General features: G+C 69.5%; 20 protein-coding genes. 8 read left to right on the top strand and 12 right to left on the bottom strand.

The genetic code is table 11. From position 1 onward, the window contains the following. Positions 1-5 precede the first annotated feature (5 nt). From ACXJKJ_RS22025 to ACXJKJ_RS22015, 3 genes are read left to right on the top strand one after another with little or no spacing between them, the layout of a single operon-like run. Positions 6-1,346 carry an MFS transporter gene (locus tag ACXJKJ_RS22025; protein ID WP_457392423.1) on the top strand — a complete coding sequence of 447 codons (1,341 nt, stop codon included), beginning with the start codon at positions 6-8 and terminating at the stop codon, positions 1,344-1,346. Next, on the top strand, positions 1,324-3,168 hold the full coding sequence (locus ACXJKJ_RS22020) for an ATP-binding protein (protein ID WP_457392420.1): 1,845 nt from the start codon (positions 1,324-1,326) through the stop codon (positions 3,166-3,168). Before ACXJKJ_RS22025 ends, ACXJKJ_RS22020 begins: the two co-directional genes overlap by 23 nt. After that, positions 3,155-4,516, top strand: coding sequence for a sigma-54-dependent transcriptional regulator (locus tag ACXJKJ_RS22015; protein WP_457392417.1), 1,362 nt, complete (start codon positions 3,155-3,157; stop codon positions 4,514-4,516). The genes ACXJKJ_RS22020 and ACXJKJ_RS22015 overlap by 14 nt, the downstream gene beginning before the upstream one ends. A gap of 107 nt (positions 4,517-4,623) precedes the next feature. On the opposite strand, the gene ACXJKJ_RS22010 is transcribed toward ACXJKJ_RS22015, so the two are convergent. Together ACXJKJ_RS22010 and ACXJKJ_RS22005 are read right to left on the bottom strand one after the other, a co-directional pair. Continuing rightward, positions 4,624-5,223, bottom strand: coding sequence for a chalcone isomerase family protein (locus ACXJKJ_RS22010; RefSeq protein WP_457392414.1), 600 nt, complete (start codon positions 5,221-5,223; stop codon positions 4,624-4,626). Between the two features lie 113 nt (positions 5,224-5,336). Continuing rightward, on the bottom strand, positions 5,337-6,374 hold the full coding sequence (locus tag ACXJKJ_RS22005; RefSeq protein ID WP_457392411.1) for an RNA methyltransferase: 1,038 nt from the start codon (positions 6,372-6,374) through the stop codon (positions 5,337-5,339). Between the two features lie 71 nt (positions 6,375-6,445). Here ACXJKJ_RS22005 and ACXJKJ_RS22000 point away from each other — a divergent pair, with 71 nt between their 5' ends. Both ACXJKJ_RS22000 and ispD read left to right on the top strand, forming a co-directional pair. Continuing rightward, on the top strand, positions 6,446-7,195 hold the full coding sequence (locus ACXJKJ_RS22000; RefSeq protein ID WP_457392408.1) for a class II aldolase/adducin family protein: 750 nt from the start codon (positions 6,446-6,448) through the stop codon (positions 7,193-7,195). Between the two features lie 35 nt (positions 7,196-7,230). Next, positions 7,231-7,914: a 2-C-methyl-D-erythritol 4-phosphate cytidylyltransferase gene (ispD, locus tag ACXJKJ_RS21995; protein ID WP_457392405.1), complete on the top strand. Its 684-nt coding sequence runs from the start codon at positions 7,231-7,233 to the stop codon at positions 7,912-7,914. On the opposite strand, the gene ACXJKJ_RS21990 is transcribed toward ispD, so the two are convergent. From ACXJKJ_RS21990 to ACXJKJ_RS21960, 7 genes are all read right to left on the bottom strand, one after another. Next, on the bottom strand, positions 7,904-10,966 hold the full coding sequence (locus ACXJKJ_RS21990; protein ID WP_457392402.1) for an MSCRAMM family protein: 3,063 nt from the start codon (positions 10,964-10,966) through the stop codon (positions 7,904-7,906). The two genes, ispD and ACXJKJ_RS21990, sit on opposite strands and share 11 nt — an antisense overlap. A gap of 26 nt (positions 10,967-10,992) precedes the next feature. Then, positions 10,993-11,832 carry a molecular chaperone gene (locus ACXJKJ_RS21985; protein WP_457392399.1) on the bottom strand — a complete coding sequence of 280 codons (840 nt, stop codon included), beginning with the start codon at positions 11,830-11,832 and terminating at the stop codon, positions 10,993-10,995. Positions 11,833-11,895: 63 nt separating this feature from the next. Further along, the gene (locus ACXJKJ_RS21980) at positions 11,896-12,360 is read right to left on the bottom strand and encodes a DUF4402 domain-containing protein (RefSeq protein ID WP_457392397.1); all 465 of its coding nucleotides are present in this window, start codon (positions 12,358-12,360) and stop codon (positions 11,896-11,898) included. 4 nt (positions 12,361-12,364) lie between these two features. After that, positions 12,365-12,820 carry a hypothetical protein gene (locus ACXJKJ_RS21975; protein WP_457392394.1) on the bottom strand — a complete coding sequence of 152 codons (456 nt, stop codon included), beginning with the start codon at positions 12,818-12,820 and terminating at the stop codon, positions 12,365-12,367. Positions 12,821-12,840: 20 nt separating this feature from the next. Beyond that, positions 12,841-13,410 (bottom strand): DUF4402 domain-containing protein, encoded by a 570-nt coding sequence (locus tag ACXJKJ_RS21970; RefSeq protein WP_082532691.1) that lies wholly within the window; start codon positions 13,408-13,410, stop codon positions 12,841-12,843. 99 nt (positions 13,411-13,509) lie between these two features. Further along, the gene (locus ACXJKJ_RS21965) at positions 13,510-15,705 is read right to left on the bottom strand and encodes a patatin-like phospholipase family protein (RefSeq protein WP_457392391.1); all 2,196 of its coding nucleotides are present in this window, start codon (positions 15,703-15,705) and stop codon (positions 13,510-13,512) included. Positions 15,706-15,727: 22 nt separating this feature from the next. Beyond that, positions 15,728-16,426: a substrate-binding periplasmic protein gene (locus tag ACXJKJ_RS21960; protein ID WP_162247796.1), complete on the bottom strand. Its 699-nt coding sequence runs from the start codon at positions 16,424-16,426 to the stop codon at positions 15,728-15,730. Between the two features lie 78 nt (positions 16,427-16,504). On the opposite strand from ACXJKJ_RS21960, the gene ispF reads away from it, so the two are divergent. Together ispF and ACXJKJ_RS21950 are read left to right on the top strand one after the other, a co-directional pair. After that, complete coding sequence (gene ispF, locus ACXJKJ_RS21955) at positions 16,505-17,014, top strand: 2-C-methyl-D-erythritol 2,4-cyclodiphosphate synthase (protein ID WP_457392389.1); 510 nt, start codon at positions 16,505-16,507, stop codon at positions 17,012-17,014. Positions 17,015-17,045: 31 nt separating this feature from the next. After that, entirely contained in the window at positions 17,046-17,738 is a 693-nt protein-coding gene (locus tag ACXJKJ_RS21950) for a hypothetical protein (RefSeq protein ID WP_056197939.1), read from the top strand. A gap of 10 nt (positions 17,739-17,748) precedes the next feature. Here the strand turns inward: ACXJKJ_RS21950 and ACXJKJ_RS21945 are convergent, their stop codons facing one another. Then, positions 17,749-19,068, bottom strand: a complete 1,320-nt coding sequence (locus tag ACXJKJ_RS21945; RefSeq protein ID WP_056197936.1) for an ATP-binding protein — start codon at positions 19,066-19,068, stop codon at positions 17,749-17,751. Between the two features lie 242 nt (positions 19,069-19,310). Beyond that, positions 19,311-20,045: an osmolarity response regulator transcription factor OmpR gene (gene ompR / locus ACXJKJ_RS21940; RefSeq protein WP_056197934.1), complete on the bottom strand. Its 735-nt coding sequence runs from the start codon at positions 20,043-20,045 to the stop codon at positions 19,311-19,313. A gap of 139 nt (positions 20,046-20,184) precedes the next feature. On the opposite strand from ompR, the gene ACXJKJ_RS21935 reads away from it, so the two are divergent. After that, on the top strand, positions 20,185-20,877 hold the full coding sequence (locus ACXJKJ_RS21935) for an SIMPL domain-containing protein (protein ID WP_457392386.1): 693 nt from the start codon (positions 20,185-20,187) through the stop codon (positions 20,875-20,877). Here the strand turns inward: ACXJKJ_RS21935 and ACXJKJ_RS21930 are convergent, their stop codons facing one another. After that, positions 20,878-21,648, bottom strand: a complete 771-nt coding sequence (locus ACXJKJ_RS21930; RefSeq protein WP_457392384.1) for a 3-hydroxybutyrate dehydrogenase — start codon at positions 21,646-21,648, stop codon at positions 20,878-20,880. It abuts the gene before it with no gap. Positions 21,649-21,683 lie beyond the last annotated feature (35 nt).

Raw genomic sequence — 21,683 nt, 5'->3', positions numbered from 1 at the left:
GCCCCATGTCAGCGATCTATCCCCCGGCTTCGGCCGCTGTGGCGGCAGCGCCCGACCGCATCGAGTTCAGCCGCCTGAAGGCCATCCTCGTCGGCTCCCTCGGCAACCTCGTCGAGTGGTACGACTTCTACTGCTACGCGGCCTTCTCGCTCTACTTCTCGTCGTCCTTCTTCCCATCATCCGACCCGGTGGCTCAGTCGATGYCGACGGCGGCCATCTTCGCGTTGGGCTTCTTCATCCGGCCCGTCGGTGGCCTGCTGTTCGGCTACATCGGCGACCGCCACGGCCGGCGCCTGGCGCTGATGGCCTCGGTGCTGCTGATGTGCGGCGGCTCGCTGCTGATCGCCTGCTCGCCCACCTACGCGGCCGTCGGCGTCTGGGCACCAGCCATCCTGCTGTTCGCGCGCCTGCTGCAGGGCCTGAGCCTGGGTGGCGAGTACGGCTCCAGCGCCACCTATCTGTCGGAGATGGCGACGTCCAAGCACCGCGGCTTCTATGCCAGCTTCCAGTACGTGACGCTGATCGGTGGCCAGCTGACGGCGCTCGTCGTGCTGCTGGTGCTGCAGAACTTCGTGCTCGACGCCGCCCAGCTCAAGGCCTGGGGCTGGCGCATTCCCTTCTTCATCGGCGCGCTGCTGGCCATCGTCGCGCTGATCATGCGGTCCGACCTGCCCGAGACCCAGGCCTTCCAGGCTGAGAAGAAGCGCAACAAGGACCGCATGGGTGGCTTCAAGCTGCTGCTGCAGCACCCGCGCGAATGCCTGATCGTCATCGGCCTGACCATGGGCGGCACGTTGGCCTTCTACGTCTACACGACCTATATGCAGAAGTTCCTGAAGCTGTCGGTGGGCCTCACCGACGCGCAGACCACGGCCGTGTCCGCCGCCAGCCTGGTGTTCGCGGCCCTGCTGCAGCCAATCTACGGCGCGCTGTCGGACCGCATCGGCCGCAAGCCGCTGCTGCTGGGCTTTGCGGTGCTGGGCACGATCTTCACGGTGCCGCTGCTGACGGCGCTGCGCCATGCCCAGGGGCCGTGGGAAGCCTTTGGGCTGATTGCCTGCGCCTGGCTCATCGTCAGCGGCTACACCTCCATCAACGCGGTCGTGAAGGCCGAGCTCTTCCCCGCTTCCATCCGCGCCACCGGTGTCGGCGTGCCCTATGCCATCGCCGTGTCGGTCTTCGGCGGCACCGCCGAGTACATCGCGCTGTGGTTCAAGCAGCAGGGCATGGAGAGCGGCTTCTATTGGTACGCTACCGCGGTGATCGCCTGCTCGCTGCTCGTCTATCTGTTGATGCGTGACACGCGCCAACACTCAAGGATCGATGCCGAAGCTGCCCACCACTGACGCAAACAAGCCGGCCCGCTGGCGACGCAGCCTCGGGCTGTTGTTGCTGGTGGTGCTGGGCGGCGCAGCGGTCGCGTACGCGGCCTGGCGGCTGTCGCTGGACCTGGCGCTGGCGCAGACCCGTGACGACGCGCAGCGCCATCTGCGCTTTGTCGCGCACGAGCTGACCGGCGCGCTGGACAAGTACGAGGTCGTGCCGCAGGTGCTGGCGCGCCATCCGGCGCTGGCCGGGTTGCTGGCCGTGCCGTCATCCCAGGCACGCGCGGCGGAAGTCAACGTGTTGCTCGAAGGCGTTGCGCAAGACGCCTCCGCAGCGGCCATCTTCCTGATCGACGCGCAGGGCCTGACGCTGGCCTCCAGCAACTGGCGCGACCCGCAGACTTTCGTCGGCCAGAACTACGCCTACCGGCCTTACTTCCGCGACGCGATGGCGCAGGGCGGCGGCCACTTCTATGCGCGCGGCTCGACGACCGGCACGCCGGGCTACTTCATCGCCCACCGGCTCTCCGGTGCGGTGGCGGGCGTCGTCGTGCTCAAGGTGTCCCTCGACGAGATGGAAGCCAACTGGGCCCGCAGCGCCGGCGAGCTGATGCTGGCCGACGCGCGCGGCGTGGTTTTCCTGGCCAGCCGGCCGGAATGGAAGTACCGCACGCTGCAGCCGCTGTCGGACGCGGCACGCGCCGAGTTGCACGACACGCAGCAATACGGCGACCTGCCGCTGCCTGCGCTGGGGCGCGAGCCCTCACGCGCGGCGACCGAACTGCGCATCGAGCGCATCGCCACGGCGGCTGCCAAGCTGCGCGCCCTCGTCACCGAGCAGCCGGTCCAGGGCCGCGGTTGGACGCTGTTGTCCTTCACCGAGATCCGCGGCGCCGAGCAGATCGCCGCCGGCCGTGCCTGGGCTGCCGCCTTGGGCTGGGTATCGCTGTTGCTGACCTTGGCCTACCTGCAGCTGCGCCGCCGCCGCGCCCGTGAGCGCCTGGCCGCCCAGGGCGCACTGCGTGCCGCCTACGACAGCCTGGAGACGCGCATCGCCGAGCGCACCCGCGAGCTGCAGGCGCGCGTGGACGAGCTGCACCGCACCGAGCAGACGCTGCGCGCCACGCAAGACGACCTCGTGCAGGCCGGCAAGCTCGCCGTGCTGGGCCAGATGGCCGCCAGCATCACGCACGAGATCAATCAGCCGCTGGCGGCGCTGCGGGCGCTGAACGACAACGCCCGCGTGTTTCTCGAACGCGGCATGCAGGCCGATGCTGAGACCAATCTGCAGTCCATTGACAGCTTGACCCAGCGCATCGCCGCCATCGTCGGCCAGCTCAAGGGCTTTGCCCGCCGCGACGAGTTGCGCGTACAGCCGGTGGTGGTGGCGGAAGCCTTTCAGGCCGCGGTGGCCCTGGTCAGCGCTGAAGCGCGCCGCCAGCGCGTCAGGCTCGATTGCCTGCCCGTGCCCGAAGGCCTGGCCGTGCTGGGCCAGCAGGTGCGCATCGAACAGGTGCTCGTCAACCTGCTGCGCAACGGCATCGACGCCAGCGCTGAGAAGGGCGGCGGCACGGTGACGCTGCAGGCCGAGGTCGATGCCGGCCAGGCGCTGCTGCGCGTGAGCGACGACGGCCCCGGGCTGAGCGACGACGTGCAGGCGCGCCTGTTCGAACCCTTCTTCACGACCAAGCGCCGCGGCGATGGCCTGGGCCTGGGCTTGTCCATCTCGGCCTCCATCGCCAACGCGCTGGGCGGCTCGCTGCAAGGCGGCAACCGACCGGAAGGCGGCGCGCAGTTCACCCTCAGGCTGCCCATCACACAATCACCGCATGGCGTCGCCTGAACCCACCGATGTGCTGCTCGTCGAGGACGACGAGCACGTCCGCCTGGCCACCACGCAGAGCCTGCGGCTGGCGGGCTTGCAGGCCCAGGGCGTGGACTCGGCCGAGGCGGCGCGCGCCTGGCTGCAACCCGGCTTTGCCGGCATCGTCGTCTGCGACGTGCAACTGCCCGGCGACAGTGGCCTGGCGCTGCTGCAAGGCCTGCGCGAGCAGGACCCCGAGCTGCCCGTCATCCTCGTGACCGGCCACGGTGACATCGGCATGGCGGTCGAGGCCATGCGCGACGGCGCCTGGGACTTCATCGAAAAGCCCTTCTCGGCCGAGCACCTCGTCGAGGTCGTGCGCCGCGCGCTGGCCCAGCGCCGCCTGGTGCTGGAGAACCGGCGGCTGAAGGCTCAGCTTGCCGGCGGCCCGGCCGATGGCCTGCTGGGTGCCAGCGCGGCGATGGAGCAGCTGCGCACGCTGATCGGCACGCTCGGCCGGGCGCGCGTGGACGTGCTCATCCACGGCGAGACGGGTGCCGGCAAGGAGGTCGTGGCCCGCGCCCTGCACGCGGCCAGTGGCGCAAGCGGCCCGTTTGTCGCCATCAATTGCGGCGCTCTGCCCGAGAGCGTGTTCGAGTCCGAGATCTTCGGCGCCGAGGCGGGGGCCTACACGGGCGCGGCCAAGCGCCGCATCGGCAAGCTGGAGTTCGCCGGCGACGGCACCGTCTTCCTCGACGAGATCGAGTCCATGCCGCTGGCGCTACAGGTCAAGATGCTGCGGGTGCTGCAGGAGCGCAGCGTCGAGCGCCTGGGCGCCAACACGGCCGTGCCGCTGGCCTGCCGCGTCGTCGCCGCGACCAAGGTGGACCTGCTGGAGCTGGCGAGGGAAGGGCGCTTTCGCGAGGACTTGTTCTACCGCCTGGACGTGGCCAGCATCGCGCTGCCGCCGCTGCGCCAGCGCCGCGAGGACATCCCGCTGCTGCTGAGCCACTTCTGCGCCCAGGCTGGCGAACGGCTGCAGCGGCCGGTGCCGGCCTGGAGCGCCGCCCAGCTGGCGGCTTGGGCAGCGCGCGACTGGCCCGGCAATGTGCGCGAGCTGCGCAACTTTGCCGAGCGCTGGGTGCTGGGCCTGGTCAGCGAAGCCACACCGCCCAGGTTGCCGACGCCCAGCGAGCCCGCCGCCCTGCCGCAAGCGCCGCTGGACGAGGCGCTGGCTGCCGTCGAGCGGCAGTGGATCGTGCAGGCCTTGCAGGAGAGCGGCGGCAATATCGCCAAGGCCGGCGAACGCCTGGGCCTGGCGCGCAAGACCCTGCACGACCGCATCCGCCGCCTCGGGCTGGACGCCGACGCCTATCGCTCGAGCTGAGGCGCGCCGGCACCGCCAAGCAGTTCCGCGTCGTGCACATCAGCCCGCATGGCGATGGCGGTGCCCGCTTCGAGATGGCGCGCATCGCTTTGGGCAACTAGGGCCTGTCAGTCCTTGCCGCCATCCAGCAGGGCATCGCGCAGCTGCGTGTCGGCCGGCGACTCGCCGAACCAGATGCGCAGCACCAGCGTGAAGAACTCGTCGTCACCGACCGGCTCGCCCTGGGCCTGGCCCGAGATGTAGAACTGCGTCCCCTTGCCCGGCACGAAGTCCATCGCGAAGGTGTCGCCGGGCAACAGCTTGGGCTTGCCCGAGAAGATCTCGATGAGCCGGTTCGTGGCCAGGGTGTGCCGGGTCAGCTGCTGGCTGGGCGTGTTGTCGCTGATGCCGCGCAGGAAGAGCCGGCCCAGGTCGGTGCCGGGCAGTTCGCGCAGGGCGGTGAACTGCAGCCGCTTGGCGCCCGGCAGCGCAAACAGCTCTGCCGCCGTGCTGACATGCTTGCTCGTGTACAGGCCCATGTCGTAGGCCTTGAACACGAGGCGCACGCGCGTGCCCTTGCCGTTGAGCTGCAGCGTGCTGCCGCCCAACTGGGCCGTGGGTGCGAACTTGCTGACCGTGGGCGCGGCCGTGGCTTGCAGGCACAGGGCCGTGCCGGCGATCAACGCGGCGCCGCGGGCGCGCGCCACCAGCATCTGAAGCTGAGTCATGTCTCTCCTCCAAGTGGAATGTCTTCTCGCACCGGGCTGTCCGGTGTGGCGTCGGCATTCTGCGGGCAGGAGGTGACACCGTTGTCACCGCTGGAGGCCTCAGCCTTCGGATTTCAAGCGTGAATCCTCACCACCCGCGCGGGCCGGCCCACCGCCTCGCGGGCTCGCAACTGGCCGCAGCCGCCTTCCACATCCTGGCCGGCCGAGTCGCGCAGCTTGGTCAGCACGCCCCGGCTGGACAGCTCGGTGGCGATGGCGCGCGCGCGTTCCCAACTCGGCCGCGTGAAGGGCAGGCCTTCGGCGCTGTTGAAGGGGATCATGTTCAACAGGCCATAGCGGCCCTTGAGCAGGCGCACGATGCCGTCCAGCTCCTCGGGCCCGTCGTTGACGCCGTCCAGCAGCGTCCACTGGTACTGGATGGGATAACCGCTGGATCGCGCATAGGCGTCGGCCGCCTCGACGAGTTCCTCGGGCGTGAGCCGTGGTGCGCGCGGCAGCAGCTCGGCGCGCTTGGCGGCGTCGGTCGTGTGCAGGGACAGCGCCAGGGCCGGCTTCACCTCGGCCTCGTTAAGCGCGGCAAAGGCGCGTTCGTCGCCTACCGTCGAGAACACCAGCTGCTTGTGCGCGAAGCCACCCTCGCGGCCCAGCAGCGTGATGGCGTCCAGCACATTGGCCAGGTTGTGCGAGGGTTCGCCCATGCCCATGAAGACGACCTTGCGCAGCTTGAGGTTCTTGCGCCGGGCCAGCACCACCTGGGCCACGATCTCGGCACTGCCGACCTGGCGGATCAGCCCGTCCACGCCCGTCATGCAGAAGCGGCAACCCACGGCGCAGCCCACCTGGCTGGACACGCAGACGCCGTCGCGTGGCAGCAGCACGGTCTCCACCGTCTGGCCGTCGGCCAGGCCCAGCAGCAGCCGAGCCGACTCGCCATCGCTGCCGGCGTGCTCGCTGCGCAGCGTGACGAGGCTGTCCAGCTCCGCCATCAGCCCCAGCAGCACCGCCATGACCGCCTTGGGCAGGAAGCCCTGCAGCGGCCGCTTGCCGCCATCCAGCGGCAGGCCGTGCAGCCAGTGGCGCAGCACGCGGCTTTCGTGGTCGGGGTTGGCGCCGAGCGCACGCAGGCGCTGGCGGAGGTCGGCAATCAGCATGGGAACGGAGGTGACAACAGCCCGCGATTGTCGGCGCTATGCTGGATCGACCCTTTTCACGAGGAGACACCATGGCCAAGCCCAAGAACTGCGCCCCCGAAGAATGGGCCGTCCGCTGCGATCTCGCCGCCCTCTATCGGCTGGCGGCCCTGCATGGCTGGGACGACCTGATCTTCACCCACATCTCGGCCCGCGTGCCCGGCCCCGAGCATCACTTCCTCATCAACCCCTACGGGATGATGTTCGAGGAGATCACGGCCAGCAGCCTCGTCAAGGTGGACCAGACCGGTGAGAAGGTGGCGCCCAGCGACTACAACGTCAACCCGGCCGGCTTCATCATCCACAGTGCCGTGCACGAGGCGCGCGAGGACGCGCAGTTCGTCATGCATCTGCACACGGTGGCGGGCGTGGCGGTCAGCACGCAGCGCGAAGGCCTGCTGCCGATCTCGCAGCACAGCCTGTTTCCGCTGGCGTCCCTCAGCTATCACGACTACGAGGGCGTGGCGCTCAACCCCGATGAGAAGGCCCGCCTCGTGCGCGACCTCGGCAAGGCCTCGCTGATGATGCTGCGCAACCACGGCCTGCTGACCCTCGGCAACAGCGCGGCCGATACCTTTTTGAAGATGTTCATGCTGCAGCGCGCTTGCGAGATCCAGATCGCGGCCCAGGCTGGCGGCGGCGAGCTGATCCGCATCCCGCAGCAGATCCTGGCCGGCATCCGCGCTCAGAGCGACAAGGTCATGCGCGGCTCCGGGGCCGAGCTGGCCTGGCCGGGGCTGCTGCGCCGCCTGGCGCGCCAGAACCCCGGGCACGACGACTGAGCCTTGGTCCCGCAGCCGGGCTGAGAATGGCGGGGATGACTGATCCCCGCTTGTTCGCCCTCGTTCCAGCCGCTGGTATTGGCGAGCGCTCAGGCGCCGCCGGCCCCAAGCAATACGTGCCCATCGCCGGTCGCCCGATGCTGGCGCACACGCTGGCTGCGCTCGCGGCCGTGCCCCGGCTGGCGCAGACGCTGGTTGTCTTGTCACCTGGCGACGATCGCTTCGAAACCGCTGTACCTGGCTACGCTGGCTGGGTTGCTCGCGTGGGTGGCGCAAGCCGCGCCGAGAGCGTGCTCGGTGGCCTGGCCGAACTGAGGCGACGTGGTGCGACCGACAACGACTGGGTGCTGGTGCATGACGCCGCCCGCTGCCTGCTGCGCCCGGACTGGGTCGATGCGCTGATCGATGCCTGCGAGCACGACGCCGTCGGCGGCCTGCTCGCCCAGCCCATCGCCGATACGCTGAAGGCCGGCGACGCCGACGGACGCGTCACGGCCACCGTCGACCGCCGCGACAAATGGGCTGCGCAGACGCCGCAGATGTTCCGCCTTGGACTTGTCGAGCGCGCGCTGACGGCGATGGGTGCGGCTGCGACGGACGAGGCCAGCGCCGTCGAAGCCATGGGCTTGGCGCCGCGCCTGGTGCGCGCGTCGATGGCCAACTTCAAGGTGACCTGGCCCGAGGACTTCGAGTTCGCCGAGCGCTGCCTCAGAGCCTGAGTTCCAGATCCTCGCCGCTGAGGAAGTCCCCATTGGCCGGCACGTCCAGCCCGCGTTCCAGCTTGCCCTTGAGCTTGAGCTTGGTCGCCTGTTCGGGCGCAATGCGCAGCCGCAGTGCGCCGGGCGTGACCTGGTGGAAGAGGTAGTAGCCGTCGGCCGAACTGGTGGTCGTGGCGATGACCTCGTCCTTGCCGTTGACCAGTTCCACTTGGGCGTCGCCGATGCCGCGTTTCTTGCCGCCGGCTTCGACCAGATAGATGGTGCCTTCGACCTCGGAGCTCAGCACGACCGGGAACTCCAGTTGCTCCACACGCCCGGGCCGCGGCAGCACGCGCACGCCGGGTGTCAGCGGCTTCCACTGCGGGTCCTCGAGCGTGGCGGGGTCGAGCGCGATGTCGGCATAACGGCCTGGCGCCAGGCGGTTCAGCAGCGCGACGCCGCCGGTGTCGGTCAGTCGCGGGTGGCGGCCGCCGCCGTTGAGCAGGAAGCCGGCATTGGCCACGAAGTCCTCGCCGGGGTCGCGGATGCCGTTCATGTTGCGGTCGACAAAAGCGCGCGCCGACACGGCGCCGCTGCCGGCAAGCGGCTGGCCATCGAGCTGCCAGCGACCGCTGCGCGGGTCGCGGTCCAGCGCCACAAAGAGCTGCAGGCCCATGGCCAGTTCATGCTGGCTGGAATAACTCGCGCTGACGGCCAAGCCGAAGCTGCCGAGGTTCTTGGCCAGGCCGCCCGACACCAGCGTCAGCCCCGAGTCCATGCTGCGCAGCAGGCCCGCATTGATCTGGTAGCCGTCGGCGAGGTTGCGGTCGGCGCTGATGGCCACGGCCTGCAGGCTGGCGCCGGGTTGCAGCCGGTACATGAATTGCGCGTTCAGGCCGACGTCGGCCACGCGTCGGCTCAACTGCAGTGCGCCGTCGGTGACCGTGAAGTCGCCACTGCGCTGCCAGCGCAGGCTGTTGGACAAGGCCGTGCCCCACAGCATGGCCGAAGTGCGCAGGCCGAGTTGGAGGTTGGCCGGCCCCTGGTCCAGCGCATTGCGCACCGCGTTGAAGTCGATAACCAGGCGCGGCAGGCCGCCCAGGCGCACGCCACCCTGCAGCCGCAGCTCCTGGCGCTGGCGCACGCCGCCGGCCACGTCGGCGAACTGGTCGTTGATGAAGCCGCCCTGGCGCTGGGTGTGCAGCAGGTCCAGCGCGAAGCCGCCCAGGCGCGTCTTCATGCCCAGCTCACCCAGGGCGCCGCCGCCGCGCATGCCGGTGAGCTGCGAGCTGAGGATCATCGAGTCGAGATAGGCCAGCAGGCCGAGCTGGCCATAGTCCAGCGCCTCGGCGACGACGCCGGCCACCAGGCGCGGGCGGCGCACCAGGCCGACCTTGCCGGTCAGCTTCTTGCCGATACCGATGTCGGCCTGGGCGACGCTGCGCACCGAGCCGTCGTCGGCGACCTGCGAGGCCAGCGTGTAGAACACCTCGCCGGGCTTCACGCTGGCCTGGTCGAGCAGGAAGCTCTGCTTCTCCACGCGCAACTGCCCCAGCGGACCGTGGAAGACGAGGCGGAACTCGTTGGCGCCGAAGGACAGCGGCAGGTCATCGAAGGCGTAAAGGCCGTCGGCACGCGAGGACTGGTAGCCCAGCAACTGGTCGTTGTAGTACAGCGTCACGTCCCAGCCCGGCGGCAGGTCGCCGCGCAGGCTGTGTCGGTCGAAGCTGTTGGGCTGGTCCAGCGGCCGGTTGCTGACCGACACACCATTGCCCTTGGCGCTGCCCTGCATGACGTTGCGCACGCTGGGCAAAGCCAGGTTGCCCAGGGCGACGGAGCGCGCCCGCAGCGGCCCGAGCAGGCCGGCATCGGGGTCGTTGCGGGCCAGCGTCAGGCGCAGGTCGGGCGTGGCCTTGTCGTGGGTCTTGAGTACATAGGCGGAGCCTTCCATGCCGAGCAGGTCGCTGGTGATGTAGGCCGTGTAGGCCGCCTTGTACTGGCGCGAGTTCTTGCCGCGGCGCGCGTCGGCGCCGAAGGATTGGTCGATGGAGGGCACGTCGACCAAGCCGGGTGTGGAGCGTGCATAGGGGTAGTTCGGCCGTTCGGCGGGTTGCAGGCCAGCCAGGGCCGCGGCCAGGCGCTCGCGCTCCAGCCTTTCCTGCAGCGGCAGCTTCTCGCGCGGGACGACCTTGAGCTTGAGGGTCGCGAGGTCGACCTGCAGGTCCATCGGCAGCCAGCGCGTCAGCAACTGGCGCGACACATAGATGTCGTCGCCGACGACGCCGGCCAGGCGGGGCTCGAAGTTCTGTTCACGGCCGCCGAGGCTGACCAGGGACTCGGCCAGGTTCAGCGCAAAGCCGCGCTCGCCGGGCAGCCGGCCGTCGGCGCTGCCGCGGTCGGGCTTCACCTGGACGGCCAGCATCAGCAGGCGCGACAGCTCACCCAGCGGCAGCAGGGTCTGCGTGCCGTCCTGGTAGGCGGCCAGGCTGTCGGACACCACCTGGCCATCCAGCACCACCTCCAGCACCAGCAGGTTGGTCTCGTCAATGCGGCGCGGGCCTGTTGGCAGGGATGGCCGGGAGGGTGGTGTTGACGGCATGGCGGCGACGCCGTCGCGCGCGCGCAGGCGCAGCTGCCAGTGCGGCAGGTCCACGGCCAGTTCCAGGCTCAGCCAGCGGGCCAGCAGCTGCGTCGACACATAGATGTCGCCACCGATCGCCTGGGCCAGCCGCGGCTCGAAGGACTGACGCCGTTCGCCGATGCGAATGGTCGAGTCGATCAGGTCCAGGCAGAAGGGCTCGCCCGAGCCCGGTAGTGTGCCGGCGGCGCGGCCCGATGCGGTCTGCACGCGCAGGTCCAGCCCGAGCAGCTTGGAGACGGCCCCAAGCGGCAGCAGCACCTGGTAGTCGGTCTGGTAGGCGTCGAGCGGCTCGGCCAGCGTGCGGCCATCGAGCTGCACCTCGAGCTGGCGCAGCGGCTTCGGCGCGTCGTCGGGCGCGGCATGGGCCAGCAGCAACGGCGCAACCAGCAGGGCTGCGGCGGCGACGCGCTGGAGGATGCGGAGCGGAGCCATGGCGCCGAGCGGCGGGCGCCGGTCCGTCAGGGAAGGGCGAGGCTGGTCTCGGCCAGCAGCTTACCGCCGGCCTCGGGCCGCTCGCGCAGGGCGAGCTTCAGCGTGCCGGCGGGCAGGGCGTTGCCGGAGGGCAGCTGCAGCGGCAACTGCACACGCCGGGCCGCGTTGGGCACGTAGACGGCCACGCCGCCGGCGCGCGCCACCTCGAAGGTGACGCCGGCCGTGGTCGTGAAGGTGGCGAGCAGGTCGCCATAGAGGGAGCGGTTGCCTTCGCGCTTCATCTGGAAGGACAGCGTGCCGGGGCCGGTTGCCGAGCCCGGCTGCAGGGCGAGGTCGGAAAGCTCGGCCCTGGCATGCGTCTCGCCCTGGCGAACGATGACCGGGATGGAGGCGCCGACGAGGGCCTGGATGACGATGCCAACGTCCTTGCCCTCGCGCTTGGCCACGTCCTCGACGCTGCTGTTGCCGCTGGCCTCGGCCACGCGGTCGAACTGCAGATGCGAGCGGTATTCGCCAATGGCCAGGTCATCGGGCTTGCGCAGCAGGATGCGCACGATCTGCGAGCCGCCGGGCGGGATGGTGACCTGGCGTGGCGAGTAGCGCAGCATGGCATCGGCGAATTGCTCGCCGGGGCCGGGCGCGTCGATGGCGATGAACTCGCCATTCGGGCCCATGCGGCGGTTGACGAGGTTGATGCGATAGGTCTCGGGCGTCTTGCCCTGGTTCATCAGCTCGACCTGGGCGGCGCGCTGCTGCTTGTCGAAGACGATGCGCGTCGGGAACAGCATCAGGTCGGCCTGCGCCGCGCGCGCCAGCAGCAGCAGCCCGAGGGCCGCCAGCCGGATGAACTTGGTCTTTGCACGCATACCGGCATCGTCGCCAGGACTTGAGCGGTGCAAAGCTCGCAAAAGCACCGGAGTTGCCGGTCTTTACTGGTAGTTCACGGTGACGTTGAAGGAGCCGGAATAGCTGCCCGTGGCCTGCAGGTTGCTCACGGTCAGCGTGGCGCCGACGTTGATTTGCTGGGTGCCACCGCCGCCCAGCACGCCTGTGCCGGAGGGGCTGCTGACGAAGCTGTTCAGCGCCATGCTGCCGCTGGCGCCATCGGTGAGGAAGACGGTGCCGTCCACCGGCAAGGTGATGCCGAACACCGCGCTCGGCGTGCCGGTGATCGTGAACTGGGCAGCACTGGCCGTGCCGGCCTGGTTGACGAGGATGACGTTGCCGGTCTTCGTGCGCGCGCCACCTGGGTTGACGGCGACCGTGCCACCGCTGCCGGCCGTGAAGGCACCAAAGGACAGCGCTCCGTTGTTGACCAGGGTCTGACCGGGCGCGGCCGCGCTGGCGACCAGCAGCAGCGCGGCCAGGGCGCGATGACGGGTCAGCCCGCGCATGGCCTCAGTTGAAGGCGACGGTGATGACGAGAGGGCCCTCGCCATCGCCGCCTTCTCCTGCGGGCAAAGCGACGGCCACGGACACGGCTGCAGCCGGGCCACGCGCCAGCAGCGCCGCGCTGGCCGCGGGGACGATGTCAACGCCAAAGGCCTGCCTGGACTCCACCGCGCTGCCGATCCACAGGGGCAGGGCGCGCAGGATGGCCGGCGTGGTCGCACTGGCCACGCGAGTGACCAGGTCACCCGTGGCGGGGCCGGCGGGGGCGTCCCGCGCCAGCAGCAGGTCCTGCACGCTCACGGGCACGCCCAGCCAGGCCCTGACTGCGACGGGCACGATGACGGCTGCGCTGGCCTGGGCAGCGGCACTGGCGGCCAGGGCAGATGGCAGCGGCCACAGCGTGCATAACAGTGCACTGGCGGCGCGAAGCCTGCGAACGGGAAAACGGCGGGCGGTCGTCATGGCCGCAAGGAGGCTGTGCCTCAGTTGTAGGCGACGGTCACCTTGACGATGCCCGTGTAGGTACCCGCGGCCTGGGCGGCGCCAACCGTCAGCTTGCCGCCGACAAAGATATAGGCGGCGCCGGCAGCCAGCGTGCCTGTGGTGGCGTCGGTGGTTTCGTCGGTCTTGCCGGTCGCCGTCGCGGTCGCGACCGCCTCGGTGATCCAGTCGATGGCCATCGTGTTCGCGCTCGCGTCGGTCAGCACCGTGTCGCTGCCGGTGTAGTCGATGGAGAAGGTGTTGGTGCCGGCGCCGGTCACGTCAAAGCGCGCGGCCACGGGCGCGACGCCGGTGGGCAGGACGGCCGTGCCGGACTTGGTGCGGGTGCCGTCGGTGGCCAGGGTCACGACGCCGTTGCCGGCGACCAGATTGCCGAACACGAGGTCGGCCGACTTGGTCACCGCGATGGGCTGCAGCACGACGGCGGTGGCGCTGGCGGTCGCGTTGTCGGCGGCCTGTACGCCGCGCATGCCAGCGGCTCCCAGCAGCACCAGGGCGCTCAAGGCCAGCAGGCTTTGCGGACGAACGGATCTTTTCAACGATGTGTTCATGGGGCGCTCCTCGGCTCCTGGATGTGCCGACCCGCGAATGCTGCGGGCCCGCTCAACAGGCTTATCGGCCGATCAGCGCCGAGCTTGACGGTCATTTCTTTACCAGCTCGGCCCCAGCAGCAAATAGGCCGCTGTCTCGCCGCCGCGCGTCGTGCCGAGCGCCAGGTAGAACGGCCCGAATCGCGTGTCCACGCTGAGAAAGCCGCTGGCGGCCTGCTTCCAGCCGCTGCTGGGTATGTTGGACAGCTTGAGGCCGGAGCCGGCGCCGATGGCACCCGTCTCCAGCGAGAAACCGACGCGCACCGCGCCGCCCAGGCCGACCGGCATCTCGCCGATGCGCCGCGCCATGACGACGCGCAGCAGGGCCATGTTTTCACCCACCAGCGACGCATCGGGCGTGCCAGACAGGCGCAAATAGCCCCCCAGAGAGCGCGCCTGACCGCGTTCGGCGTGGGCGAACTCGCCGTAGAGCTGGCCGGCCCACTCGCCCAGCCGCAAGGCCGACAAGCCGATCAGCGAGGCGTTGATGACGCTGGCCTCGCCGCGCGGATGCAGCCATTCGATGCGCGCCGTCGTCCACTGACCGCGGCTGGGGAAGGCGAGGGAGTCCAGCGTGTCGGTGTGCAGTTCCAGGTATTGCTGGCCGTAGCTCTGCGAGCGGCGGCTGCCCTCTGGGACGACGGGCAGCACCACCTCGTCGCTGGCACGCAGGCGGCCGATGCCGAGCCGCAGGTCGCCCAGGCCGGCGATGCGGTGGCCGAGCTCCAGCTGCGCGCTGGTCAGGCTGCTGGACAGGCGCAGCGCGCGCTGGCCCTGGTCGAAGACGTCGTTGCTGCCGGCCGTGTAGGCAAGCTTGGCGCTGGCGAACCAGCGCGAGCCCGGGCCGAGCGGCTGGTAGAACTCGGTGTTGAGACCGCGCGAGGAGCCGATGCGGGCGACCGAGCGCAGCTCCGCGCCCCAGGGGTTGAGCCAGTTGGCGACGTGCATGGCCACCAGCGAGTAGCTGTTGGCATCGGCGAAGTTGCTGTACAGCTCCAGGCCGAAGCGCACACGGCTGGCGGCCCAGTCAGCCTCGGTGAGCTTGAACTCGACGCTGCGCCGTCCGTTGCGGTCGTCGATCTCGGTCTCGATGCGCTCGAAATCGCCGGTGCCGTCCAGCCGCTCGACGGCCCGGGTCAGGTCGGCGCGGCCTACTGTGTCGCCCGGCTGCAGGGCCAGTTCGGCCCGCAGCGCCTCGGCGTTGACCCGCTGAGCGCCGGTAATCTTCAGCTCGGCCAGCGGCAGGGCACTCAACGCTGACTCGGGCGGGCCGAGGCGGCGGGCCTGCAGGGCCGCGTGGGCAGCAGGCGCGGCCAATTCCGCCAGGCGCTCGCCGGCGGCCAGGGCCGCGCGCCGGCCGGTGGCCATGGCCTCGTCGGCGCGGTAGAAGTCCATGAAGCCCATGCCGGGCAGGTCGGGGTCGATGACGATGTCCCGGGCGTTCAGCTCGCGCAGCGAGCGCTGCACGTTCTGCTCGGTCAGGATCTGCAGCATCTGGTTGGCCACCATGACGGCGCTGCTGATCTCGCGGTCTTCGAGCAGCGGCGTGCCGACGTTGACGGCGATGACGATGTCGGCGCCAAGCTGGCGGGCCAGGTCGACCGGGAGATTGCGCACCAGGCCACCGTCCACCAGGGGGCGGCCGTTGACGCGCAGCGGCGCGAACACGCCCGGCACGGCCATGGAGGCGCGCAGAGCTTCAAACAGCGGCGTGTCGGCTTGGTCGAGCATGGCGCCGGAGAGCAGGTCGGTCGCGACGGCACGAAACGGGATGGGCAGCTTGCGCAGCGGGTCGTCGGCGCGCGTAGCGGGGATGAGGGAGGACAGCGTGGCCTCCAACTGGCCATTGGCGGCGGCGCCGCCGGGCAGCATGGCACCGCGTTGCGGCGTGAAGCCGAACTCGATGCGCGAAGGAAGCCGCTCGTCATCCTCGCGGCGGCGAATGGACAGGCGCTCGCGCGCCGGCCGGTCGGCCAGGATGGCGTTCCAGTTCGCGCCCTTCACCAGGATCTCGAGCTCATCCAGGCTGCGGCCCGAGGCATAGGCGCCGCCGACCACCGCACCCATGCTGGTGCCGACGATGAGGTCTACCGGCACCTGCATCTCCTCCAGCACGCGCAGCACGCCGATATGGGCCAGGCCGCGGGCGCCGCCGCCGGACAGCACGAGGCCGATCCTGGGGCGCTGAGCGGGAGGGGGTTCGGCGGCCAGCACGGAGCCGGCGATCAGGCAGCAAAGAAGGAGCAGGCGTTTCATGGCGGCCCGCACCATAGCAGCGTCAGCGCAGGCCGAACTCCGCGAGCTCGCCCTGGCGGCGCAGTTTCTGGATGGCCTGGTGCAGCTTGTCGACCGGCTCCTGCGGCGTGCCAAGGTGGCAGGCCACATAGGCGTCCACGCGGCGCAGCGTCAGGACGTTCTTGACCGGCGCGCCGCCCTCGGCGCGGATCACGGGTTCGGCAGCGAGTTCGTTGGCGAACCAGAAGTCCACGCGCCGCGCCTGCAGCATGCGCAAGGCCGACACCGAGTTGTTGGCCTCCTGGGCGGCGATGCCCTGCTCGCGCAGCGATGCGGCGGGCGCAGACTCGCGCTGCACAACAACGCCGTGGCCGCGCAGGTCCTGCAGACCGTGCAACGTCGGTGCTTCGTCGGCGCGTGCGTAGATGACCAGCGCACCGCTGGCCAGGGGGCCGGCCCAATGGAAGGCGGCCTCGCGCTCGGGTGTGCGGGACAGGCCCACCGCGCAACTGCCGGGCGTGCTGCTGGCGGTCGCCAGTGCGCGCGGGATGGGCATGGCCAGGATGCCCAGCTGCAGGCCGCTGGCCCGGCCTATCTTGGCGAGCAACTCCGCGCCAGGTCCGCTGACCGTGCCGTCAGCAGCTACGTCGAACAGGCCGGGATTGGGAAAGACCAGCAGCTGGAGCTGCTGTGCCTGGGCCGTGCCACAGAGCAGCGCAAGCAACACAAGCAGATGCCGCATGCCGAATCTCATTGCCCTCCTTGAAGTGGCGCGCAGGGTAGCGCGTGGCTGCGCCCCTGTCTCCCCGACAATGCCCTCATGACCATCCCGAACGCTTTGAGCTCCCTGCGCATTGGCGAAGGCTGGGACACGCACCAGCTCGTTACCGGCCGCCCGCTGATCCTGGGCGGCATCACCATCCCGCACACGCACGGCCTGCTCGGGCATTCGGATGCCGACGCGCTGGCGCATGCCATCACCGACGCGCTGCTCGGCGCCGCGGCGCTGGGAGACATCGGCGGGCTCTTCCCCGACACGGCCGTCGAGTTCAAGGGCGCCGACTCGATGGTGCTGCTGGCCGAGGCTTACCGACGTGTTCGCGAGGCGGGCTGGCAGCTCGTCAATTTGGACACGACCCTCATTGCCCAGGCGCCCAAGATGGCGCCCCACATCCCGGCCATGCGCGCTCGGCTGTCCGAGGTGCTGGGTGTGGACATCGGCCAGATCAATGTGAAGGCCAAGACGGCTGAGAAGATGGGGCCGGTGGGCGAGGGGCGGGCGATCGAGGCGCGGGCGGTCTGCCTTCTTGCCGCTTCGGGGGTTCGCTAACATCGCGCCCCAACTTCCCAAGCCCGCGCACATGCACGTCGAACCTCCCGGCCACGCCCCGACCAATTTCAAGGAACTCGGCGTCCACTACGTGATGATCGTGCTGGGCATCCTGACCGCCCTGGGGCTGGAGGCGGGCTTCGAGGCGCTGCACCACCGCAAGCTGGCGCGCCAGACCATCGAACAGGTTGATTCAGAGCTGCAGGCCAATCTGACCGAGGTGCGCTCCACGATCATGCAGAACCGCACCGTGATGGAAGGCGTGAACGCCCTCTACGGCGAGGTGAAGAAGCTGGCCGAGCAGGGGCAGGCCAAGCCCGCGACGCTCAAGACCCTGCTTAGCGAGCGCCTGCACATCAGCGTGTTCACACCGGGCCTGCGCCGCGACGCCTGGGACACGGCGTTGGCCGACCAGGCCCTGGTGCACCTGCCGCACGCCGACCTGCGACGTTTGTCCGAGGCCTACACCGCGCAGCGCGATTCGCAGCAGGTCATCCAGTCCAGCTTCAGCGCGATCGGCTCGTTCACGCGGCTGACGGATGCGCTGGTCGATGCCGAATTCGGCCGCGGCGACCCGGTGGATCTCATCAAGGCGCTGCATGCCTACCGGCTGACGCTGAACGTGGTCATCGGGGTCGAGAAAGGGCTGGAGAAGCAGCTGGCGCAGTCGCTCGGCGAGGCGGCAGTGCCGGCGCCCGCCGCGAGCGCTGCCTCGGCCCACTGAGCGGCTCAGCTCAGGCCCCTTGCAGCTTGAGCACCGTGATGAGGCCGCCGCCCTGCGCATTGCTGATGGACAGCGTGCCGCCCAGGCGCTGCACTGATTTCTCGACGATGGCCAAACCGAGACCGGCACCGCTGGCGGCGGTGCGAGCGGCGTCGCCGCGGTAGAAGGGCACGGTGAGGCGCTGCAGGCGGTCGGGCGGCACGCCGGGGCCATGGTCGCGCACGCGCAGCTCCACCCAGGAGCCCTGGCGCGTGGCGCTCACGTCCACGCGCGCCGGCTCGCCTTCCGCATGGCCGTAGCGGCGCGCGTTCTCGAACAGGTTGAGCAGCACGCGGCCCAGCTCGGTGTCGTCGACGAAGACCTTGAGGGCCTCGCTGACCTGCACTCGAAAGCGGATCTGGTCGGGGTCGCGGAAGCCCTGCACCTCGCGCTCGACGACGTCGGTCAGCCGCGTCTCGCGCAGCTGCGTCTCGTTGGGCCGCGCATAGTCCATGAACTTGCTGATGATGGCGTCGAGCTGGTCGATGTCCTGGGCCATGAAGTGACGCGCCTGTTCGTCGCTGACGCTCATTTCGGTTTCGAGTCGCAGTCGGGCGAGTGGCGTGCGCAGGTCATGCGAGATGCCGGCCAGCATGACGGCACGGTCTTCCTCCAGCTTGGCCAGTTCGCGCGCCATGCGGTTGAAGCCCATGTTGACCTCGCGGATCTCGCTGGTCATGGTGTTCTCGTCCAGGCGCGAGTCGTACTCACCATCACGGATGCGGCCGGCGGCTTCCGCCAGCTCGCGCAATGGCTGGTTGATGAGGCGGGCGATCAGCGCCGAGCCGACGACGGTGGCCAGCAGCGCAATGACCACCCACCACCAGTTGCTGGCCAGCGAGATGGACAGCGGCGTCGCGCTGGTGCGCAACCAGAAGGCGTCCTCGCCGACGACATAGCGCACCCACAGGCCCGATACGTCGTTGACGTTGCGCGCGACGACGGTATCGGGCCCGAGCGTGTTGCGCAGCTCCGAAGCGAGCTGCTTGGCGAAAGGACTGGTGTCGTAGGGCAACCAGCGGTCGCTGGTCTCGGCCACGCGCACCTGCACCGTGTCCCCGCGCGACATCGAGCTGATGACGGCGACGCGGTTGATGGGGTCGGTGTGCTCCAGCGCGATGCGGCTGAGCTTGACGAGGCCTGCCAACTGCTCGGCCGACTCCAGCGCGCGCGGCTGGGCCTCGAGCAGCTTGAAGGTGTATTGCCAGGCCAGCACCGCGCCGGCCAGCAGCAGGGCCAGCCAGGCGAAGGTGCGCCAGAAGAGGTTCAGTGCGAGATGCGGACGGGCCATCACGTAGTCGAGTTGTGTTTGGGCCGAGCGCCGGGCCGCCCCAAGCCGGCCCGTCTGGCGATGTGCGAGCGGCTCAATGCCGCAAGCATCGCCGTCCCCTCGGGGGCTGAGGCCGGACACGACAAGTCCTGTGGACCTGTCGTGCCTGCCGAAGGGCGGCCGCTCAGTCGGCCGCGCGGTCTGCAAGACCGACCAAGCTTGACTGCGTTGAGCGAGTCAAGGATGGGCGAGGGGCTCACGTTCTACGCGTTTTCGTCGGGCACGAACACATAGCCCACGCCCCAGACGGTCTGGATATAGCGCGGCTGGGCCGGGTCGGCCTCCAGCATCTTGCGCAGCCGCGAGATCTGCACATCCAGGCTGCGGTCAAAGGGCTCGAACTCGCGGCCGCGGGCGAGCTGGGCCAGCTTGTCGCGCGACAGCGGCTGGCGCGGGTGGCGCACCAGGGTCTTGAGCATCGAGAACTCGCCGGTTGTCAGCGGCAGTTGCTCGCCATTCTTGGTCAGGCGGCGCAGGGCCAGGTCGAACTCGAAAGGCCCGAAGGTCACCGTCATCGGCTCCTTGCTCGGCGCACCCGGGGCCTCCGGCGGGGGGCGACGACGCAGCACCGCGTTGATGCGGGCCAGCAGTTCGCGCGGGTTGAAGGGCTTGGCCAGGTAGTCGTCGGCGCCCACTTCCAGGCCGACGATGCGGTCCACGTCCTCGACCTTGGCCGTCAGCATGATGATGGGCGTCTGGTCGTTGGCGGCACGCAGGCGGCGGCAGATGGTCAGGCCGTCTTCGCCGGGCAGCATCAGGTCCAGCACGATGAGGTCCACCGTCTCGCGGGTGAGCTGTTTGTTCAGCGCCCGGCTGTCTTCGGCGAGCAGTACTTCGAAGCCTTCTTGTGTCAGATAGCGCCGGAGCAGATCGCGGATGCGGGCGTCGTCATCGACGACAAGGATACGGTTGGGACGGGGTGTCGCGCTGCTGTTCATCGCGTTTCCTGAATTTGTAACAGCGGCATTGTGAGCAGGTTTTGAAACCCTGCTTTGTAGGACATCACGCACAGGTTACAGCTCGTTGCCAACTACCCCGGCTAAGCTGGGCTTTCCCTCCTTGCAAAGAGATTTCCCCATGCGCGCAGTCCTCGTCCTCACAAGCCTTGCATTGACCCTGTCTGCCCATGCAGCCACGGAAGGGCCGCCGCGCGAGCGGCTGAGCCTGTCGGCCAGCGCCAGCGCCGAGGTGACGCGTGATGTGCTGGGCATTGCCTTCTCGACGACGCGCGAAGGTGCCGACGCCGCGGGCGTGCAAGCGGCGTTGAAGCAGGCCCTGGACGCCGCCCTGGCCGAAGCGCGCAAGGTGGCCAAGCCAGGTCAGGTCGATGTGCAGACGGGCAGTTTTTCGCTCTATCCGCGCCACGACCCCAAGACCGGCAAGCTCAGCGGCTGGCAGGGCAGCGCCGAGCTGCTGGTCGAGGGGCGGGATGCGTCGGCCATCGCTCAGCTGACGGGGCGCATCAACACGCTGAGCATCGCCCGCGTCGGCTACAGCCTGTCGCGCGAGGCTCGCGAGAAGGCGGAGGCCGACATCACGGCCCAGGCGATTGCGCGCTACCGGGCCAGGGCGGCGGACTACGCCAGGCAGTTCGGCTACGGTAGCTACGTCGTCGGTGAGGTCAGCATCAACAGTGACGAAGCCGGACCGCGCCCGATGATGGGCGTGATGCGCATGAAGGCCGAAGCCGCCGACATGGCGCTGCCGACCGAAGCCGGCAAGGCGACCGTGACGGTGAATGTCAGCGGTTCAGTGCAACTGACGAAATGATCAAACTGCGGTCCAGCCGCCGTCCATCGCCCAGGCCTGGCCGCGCACATTGATGGCGGCGTCCGAGCACAGGAAGACGGTCAGGGCGCCGAGTTCGTCTGGCGTCGTGAACTGCAGCGACGGCTGCTTCTCGGCCAGCAGGCGGCGCTTGGCCTCGTCGTTGCTCACGCCGTCCTTTGCGGCCAGCGCGTCGACCTGCTTCTGCACCAGCGGCGTCAGCACCCAGCCGGGGCAGATGGCGTTGACGGTTACCGGCGATGTCGCCGTCTCCAGCGCGATGCTCTTGGTGAAGCCGACCAGGCCATGCTTGGCGGCCACATAGGCCGACTTCTGCGCCGACGCCACCAGGCCGTGGGCCGAGGCCACATTGATGATGCGGCCCCAGTTCTTCTTCAGCATGCCGGGCAGCGCCAGGCGGGTCGTGTGGAAGGCGGAGGTGAGGTTGATGGCGATGATGGCGTCCCACTTCTCTACGGGGAAGTCCTGCACCGGCGCGACATGCTGGATGCCGGCGTTGTTGACGAGGATGTCGATGCCGCCGAACTCTGCGTCGGCATAGGCCACCATGGCCGCGATGTCGGCCGGCTTGCTCATGTCGGCGCCGTGATAGCCCACCTTGACGCCCAGCGCAGCCACCTCGGCCCTGGGGCCTTCCACGTCGCCGAAGCCGTTCAGGATCAGGTGGGCGCCCTGGCGCGCGAGCGCGAGGGCCACGCCCAGGCCGATGCCGCTGGTGGAGCCCGTGACGAGGGCGGTCTTGCCTTTCAACATGGAGGTTCCTTCTTGGTTGCTAGGATGACTCAAAG

It is taken from the genome of Roseateles sp. P5_E1, assembly GCF_054049335.1.
This window is presented reverse-complemented; position numbering and strand designations above follow the sequence as displayed.

Excerpts from the sequence above, each read along its gene's own strand:
- ispD (WP_457392405.1), top strand. The coding sequence starts at position 7,231 with ATGACTGATCCCCGCTTGTTCGCCCTCGTTCCAGCCGCTGGTATTGGC.
- ACXJKJ_RS21935 (WP_457392386.1), top strand. The coding sequence starts at position 20,185 with ATGCGCGCAGTCCTCGTCCTCACAAGCCTTGCATTGACCCTGTCTGCC.
- ACXJKJ_RS21970 (WP_082532691.1), bottom strand. The coding sequence starts at position 13,410 with ATGAACACATCGTTGAAAAGATCCGTTCGTCCGCAAAGCCTGCTGGCC.
- ACXJKJ_RS22015 (WP_457392417.1), top strand. The coding sequence starts at position 3,155 with ATGGCGTCGCCTGAACCCACCGATGTGCTGCTCGTCGAGGACGACGAG.
- ACXJKJ_RS21990 (WP_457392402.1), bottom strand. The coding sequence starts at position 10,966 with ATGGCTCCGCTCCGCATCCTCCAGCGCGTCGCCGCCGCAGCCCTGCTG.
- ACXJKJ_RS22000 (WP_457392408.1), top strand. The coding sequence starts at position 6,446 with ATGGCCAAGCCCAAGAACTGCGCCCCCGAAGAATGGGCCGTCCGCTGC.
- ACXJKJ_RS22005 (WP_457392411.1), bottom strand. The coding sequence starts at position 6,374 with ATGCTGATTGCCGACCTCCGCCAGCGCCTGCGTGCGCTCGGCGCCAAC.
- ACXJKJ_RS21930 (WP_457392384.1), bottom strand. The coding sequence starts at position 21,648 with ATGTTGAAAGGCAAGACCGCCCTCGTCACGGGCTCCACCAGCGGCATC.
- ACXJKJ_RS22020 (WP_457392420.1), top strand. The coding sequence starts at position 1,324 with ATGCCGAAGCTGCCCACCACTGACGCAAACAAGCCGGCCCGCTGGCGA.
- ACXJKJ_RS21985 (WP_457392399.1), bottom strand. The coding sequence starts at position 11,832 with ATGCGTGCAAAGACCAAGTTCATCCGGCTGGCGGCCCTCGGGCTGCTG.
- ACXJKJ_RS21965 (WP_457392391.1), bottom strand. The coding sequence starts at position 15,705 with ATGAAACGCCTGCTCCTTCTTTGCTGCCTGATCGCCGGCTCCGTGCTG.
- ACXJKJ_RS21960 (WP_162247796.1), bottom strand. The coding sequence starts at position 16,426 with ATGCGGCATCTGCTTGTGTTGCTTGCGCTGCTCTGTGGCACGGCCCAG.
- ACXJKJ_RS21975 (WP_457392394.1), bottom strand. The coding sequence starts at position 12,820 with ATGACGACCGCCCGCCGTTTTCCCGTTCGCAGGCTTCGCGCCGCCAGT.
- ACXJKJ_RS22010 (WP_457392414.1), bottom strand. The coding sequence starts at position 5,223 with ATGACTCAGCTTCAGATGCTGGTGGCGCGCGCCCGCGGCGCCGCGTTG.
- ACXJKJ_RS21980 (WP_457392397.1), bottom strand. The coding sequence starts at position 12,360 with ATGCGCGGGCTGACCCGTCATCGCGCCCTGGCCGCGCTGCTGCTGGTC.
- ACXJKJ_RS21950 (WP_056197939.1), top strand. The coding sequence starts at position 17,046 with ATGCACGTCGAACCTCCCGGCCACGCCCCGACCAATTTCAAGGAACTC.
- ompR (WP_056197934.1), bottom strand. The coding sequence starts at position 20,045 with ATGAACAGCAGCGCGACACCCCGTCCCAACCGTATCCTTGTCGTCGAT.
- ACXJKJ_RS21945 (WP_056197936.1), bottom strand. The coding sequence starts at position 19,068 with ATGGCCCGTCCGCATCTCGCACTGAACCTCTTCTGGCGCACCTTCGCC.
- ispF (WP_457392389.1), top strand. The coding sequence starts at position 16,505 with ATGACCATCCCGAACGCTTTGAGCTCCCTGCGCATTGGCGAAGGCTGG.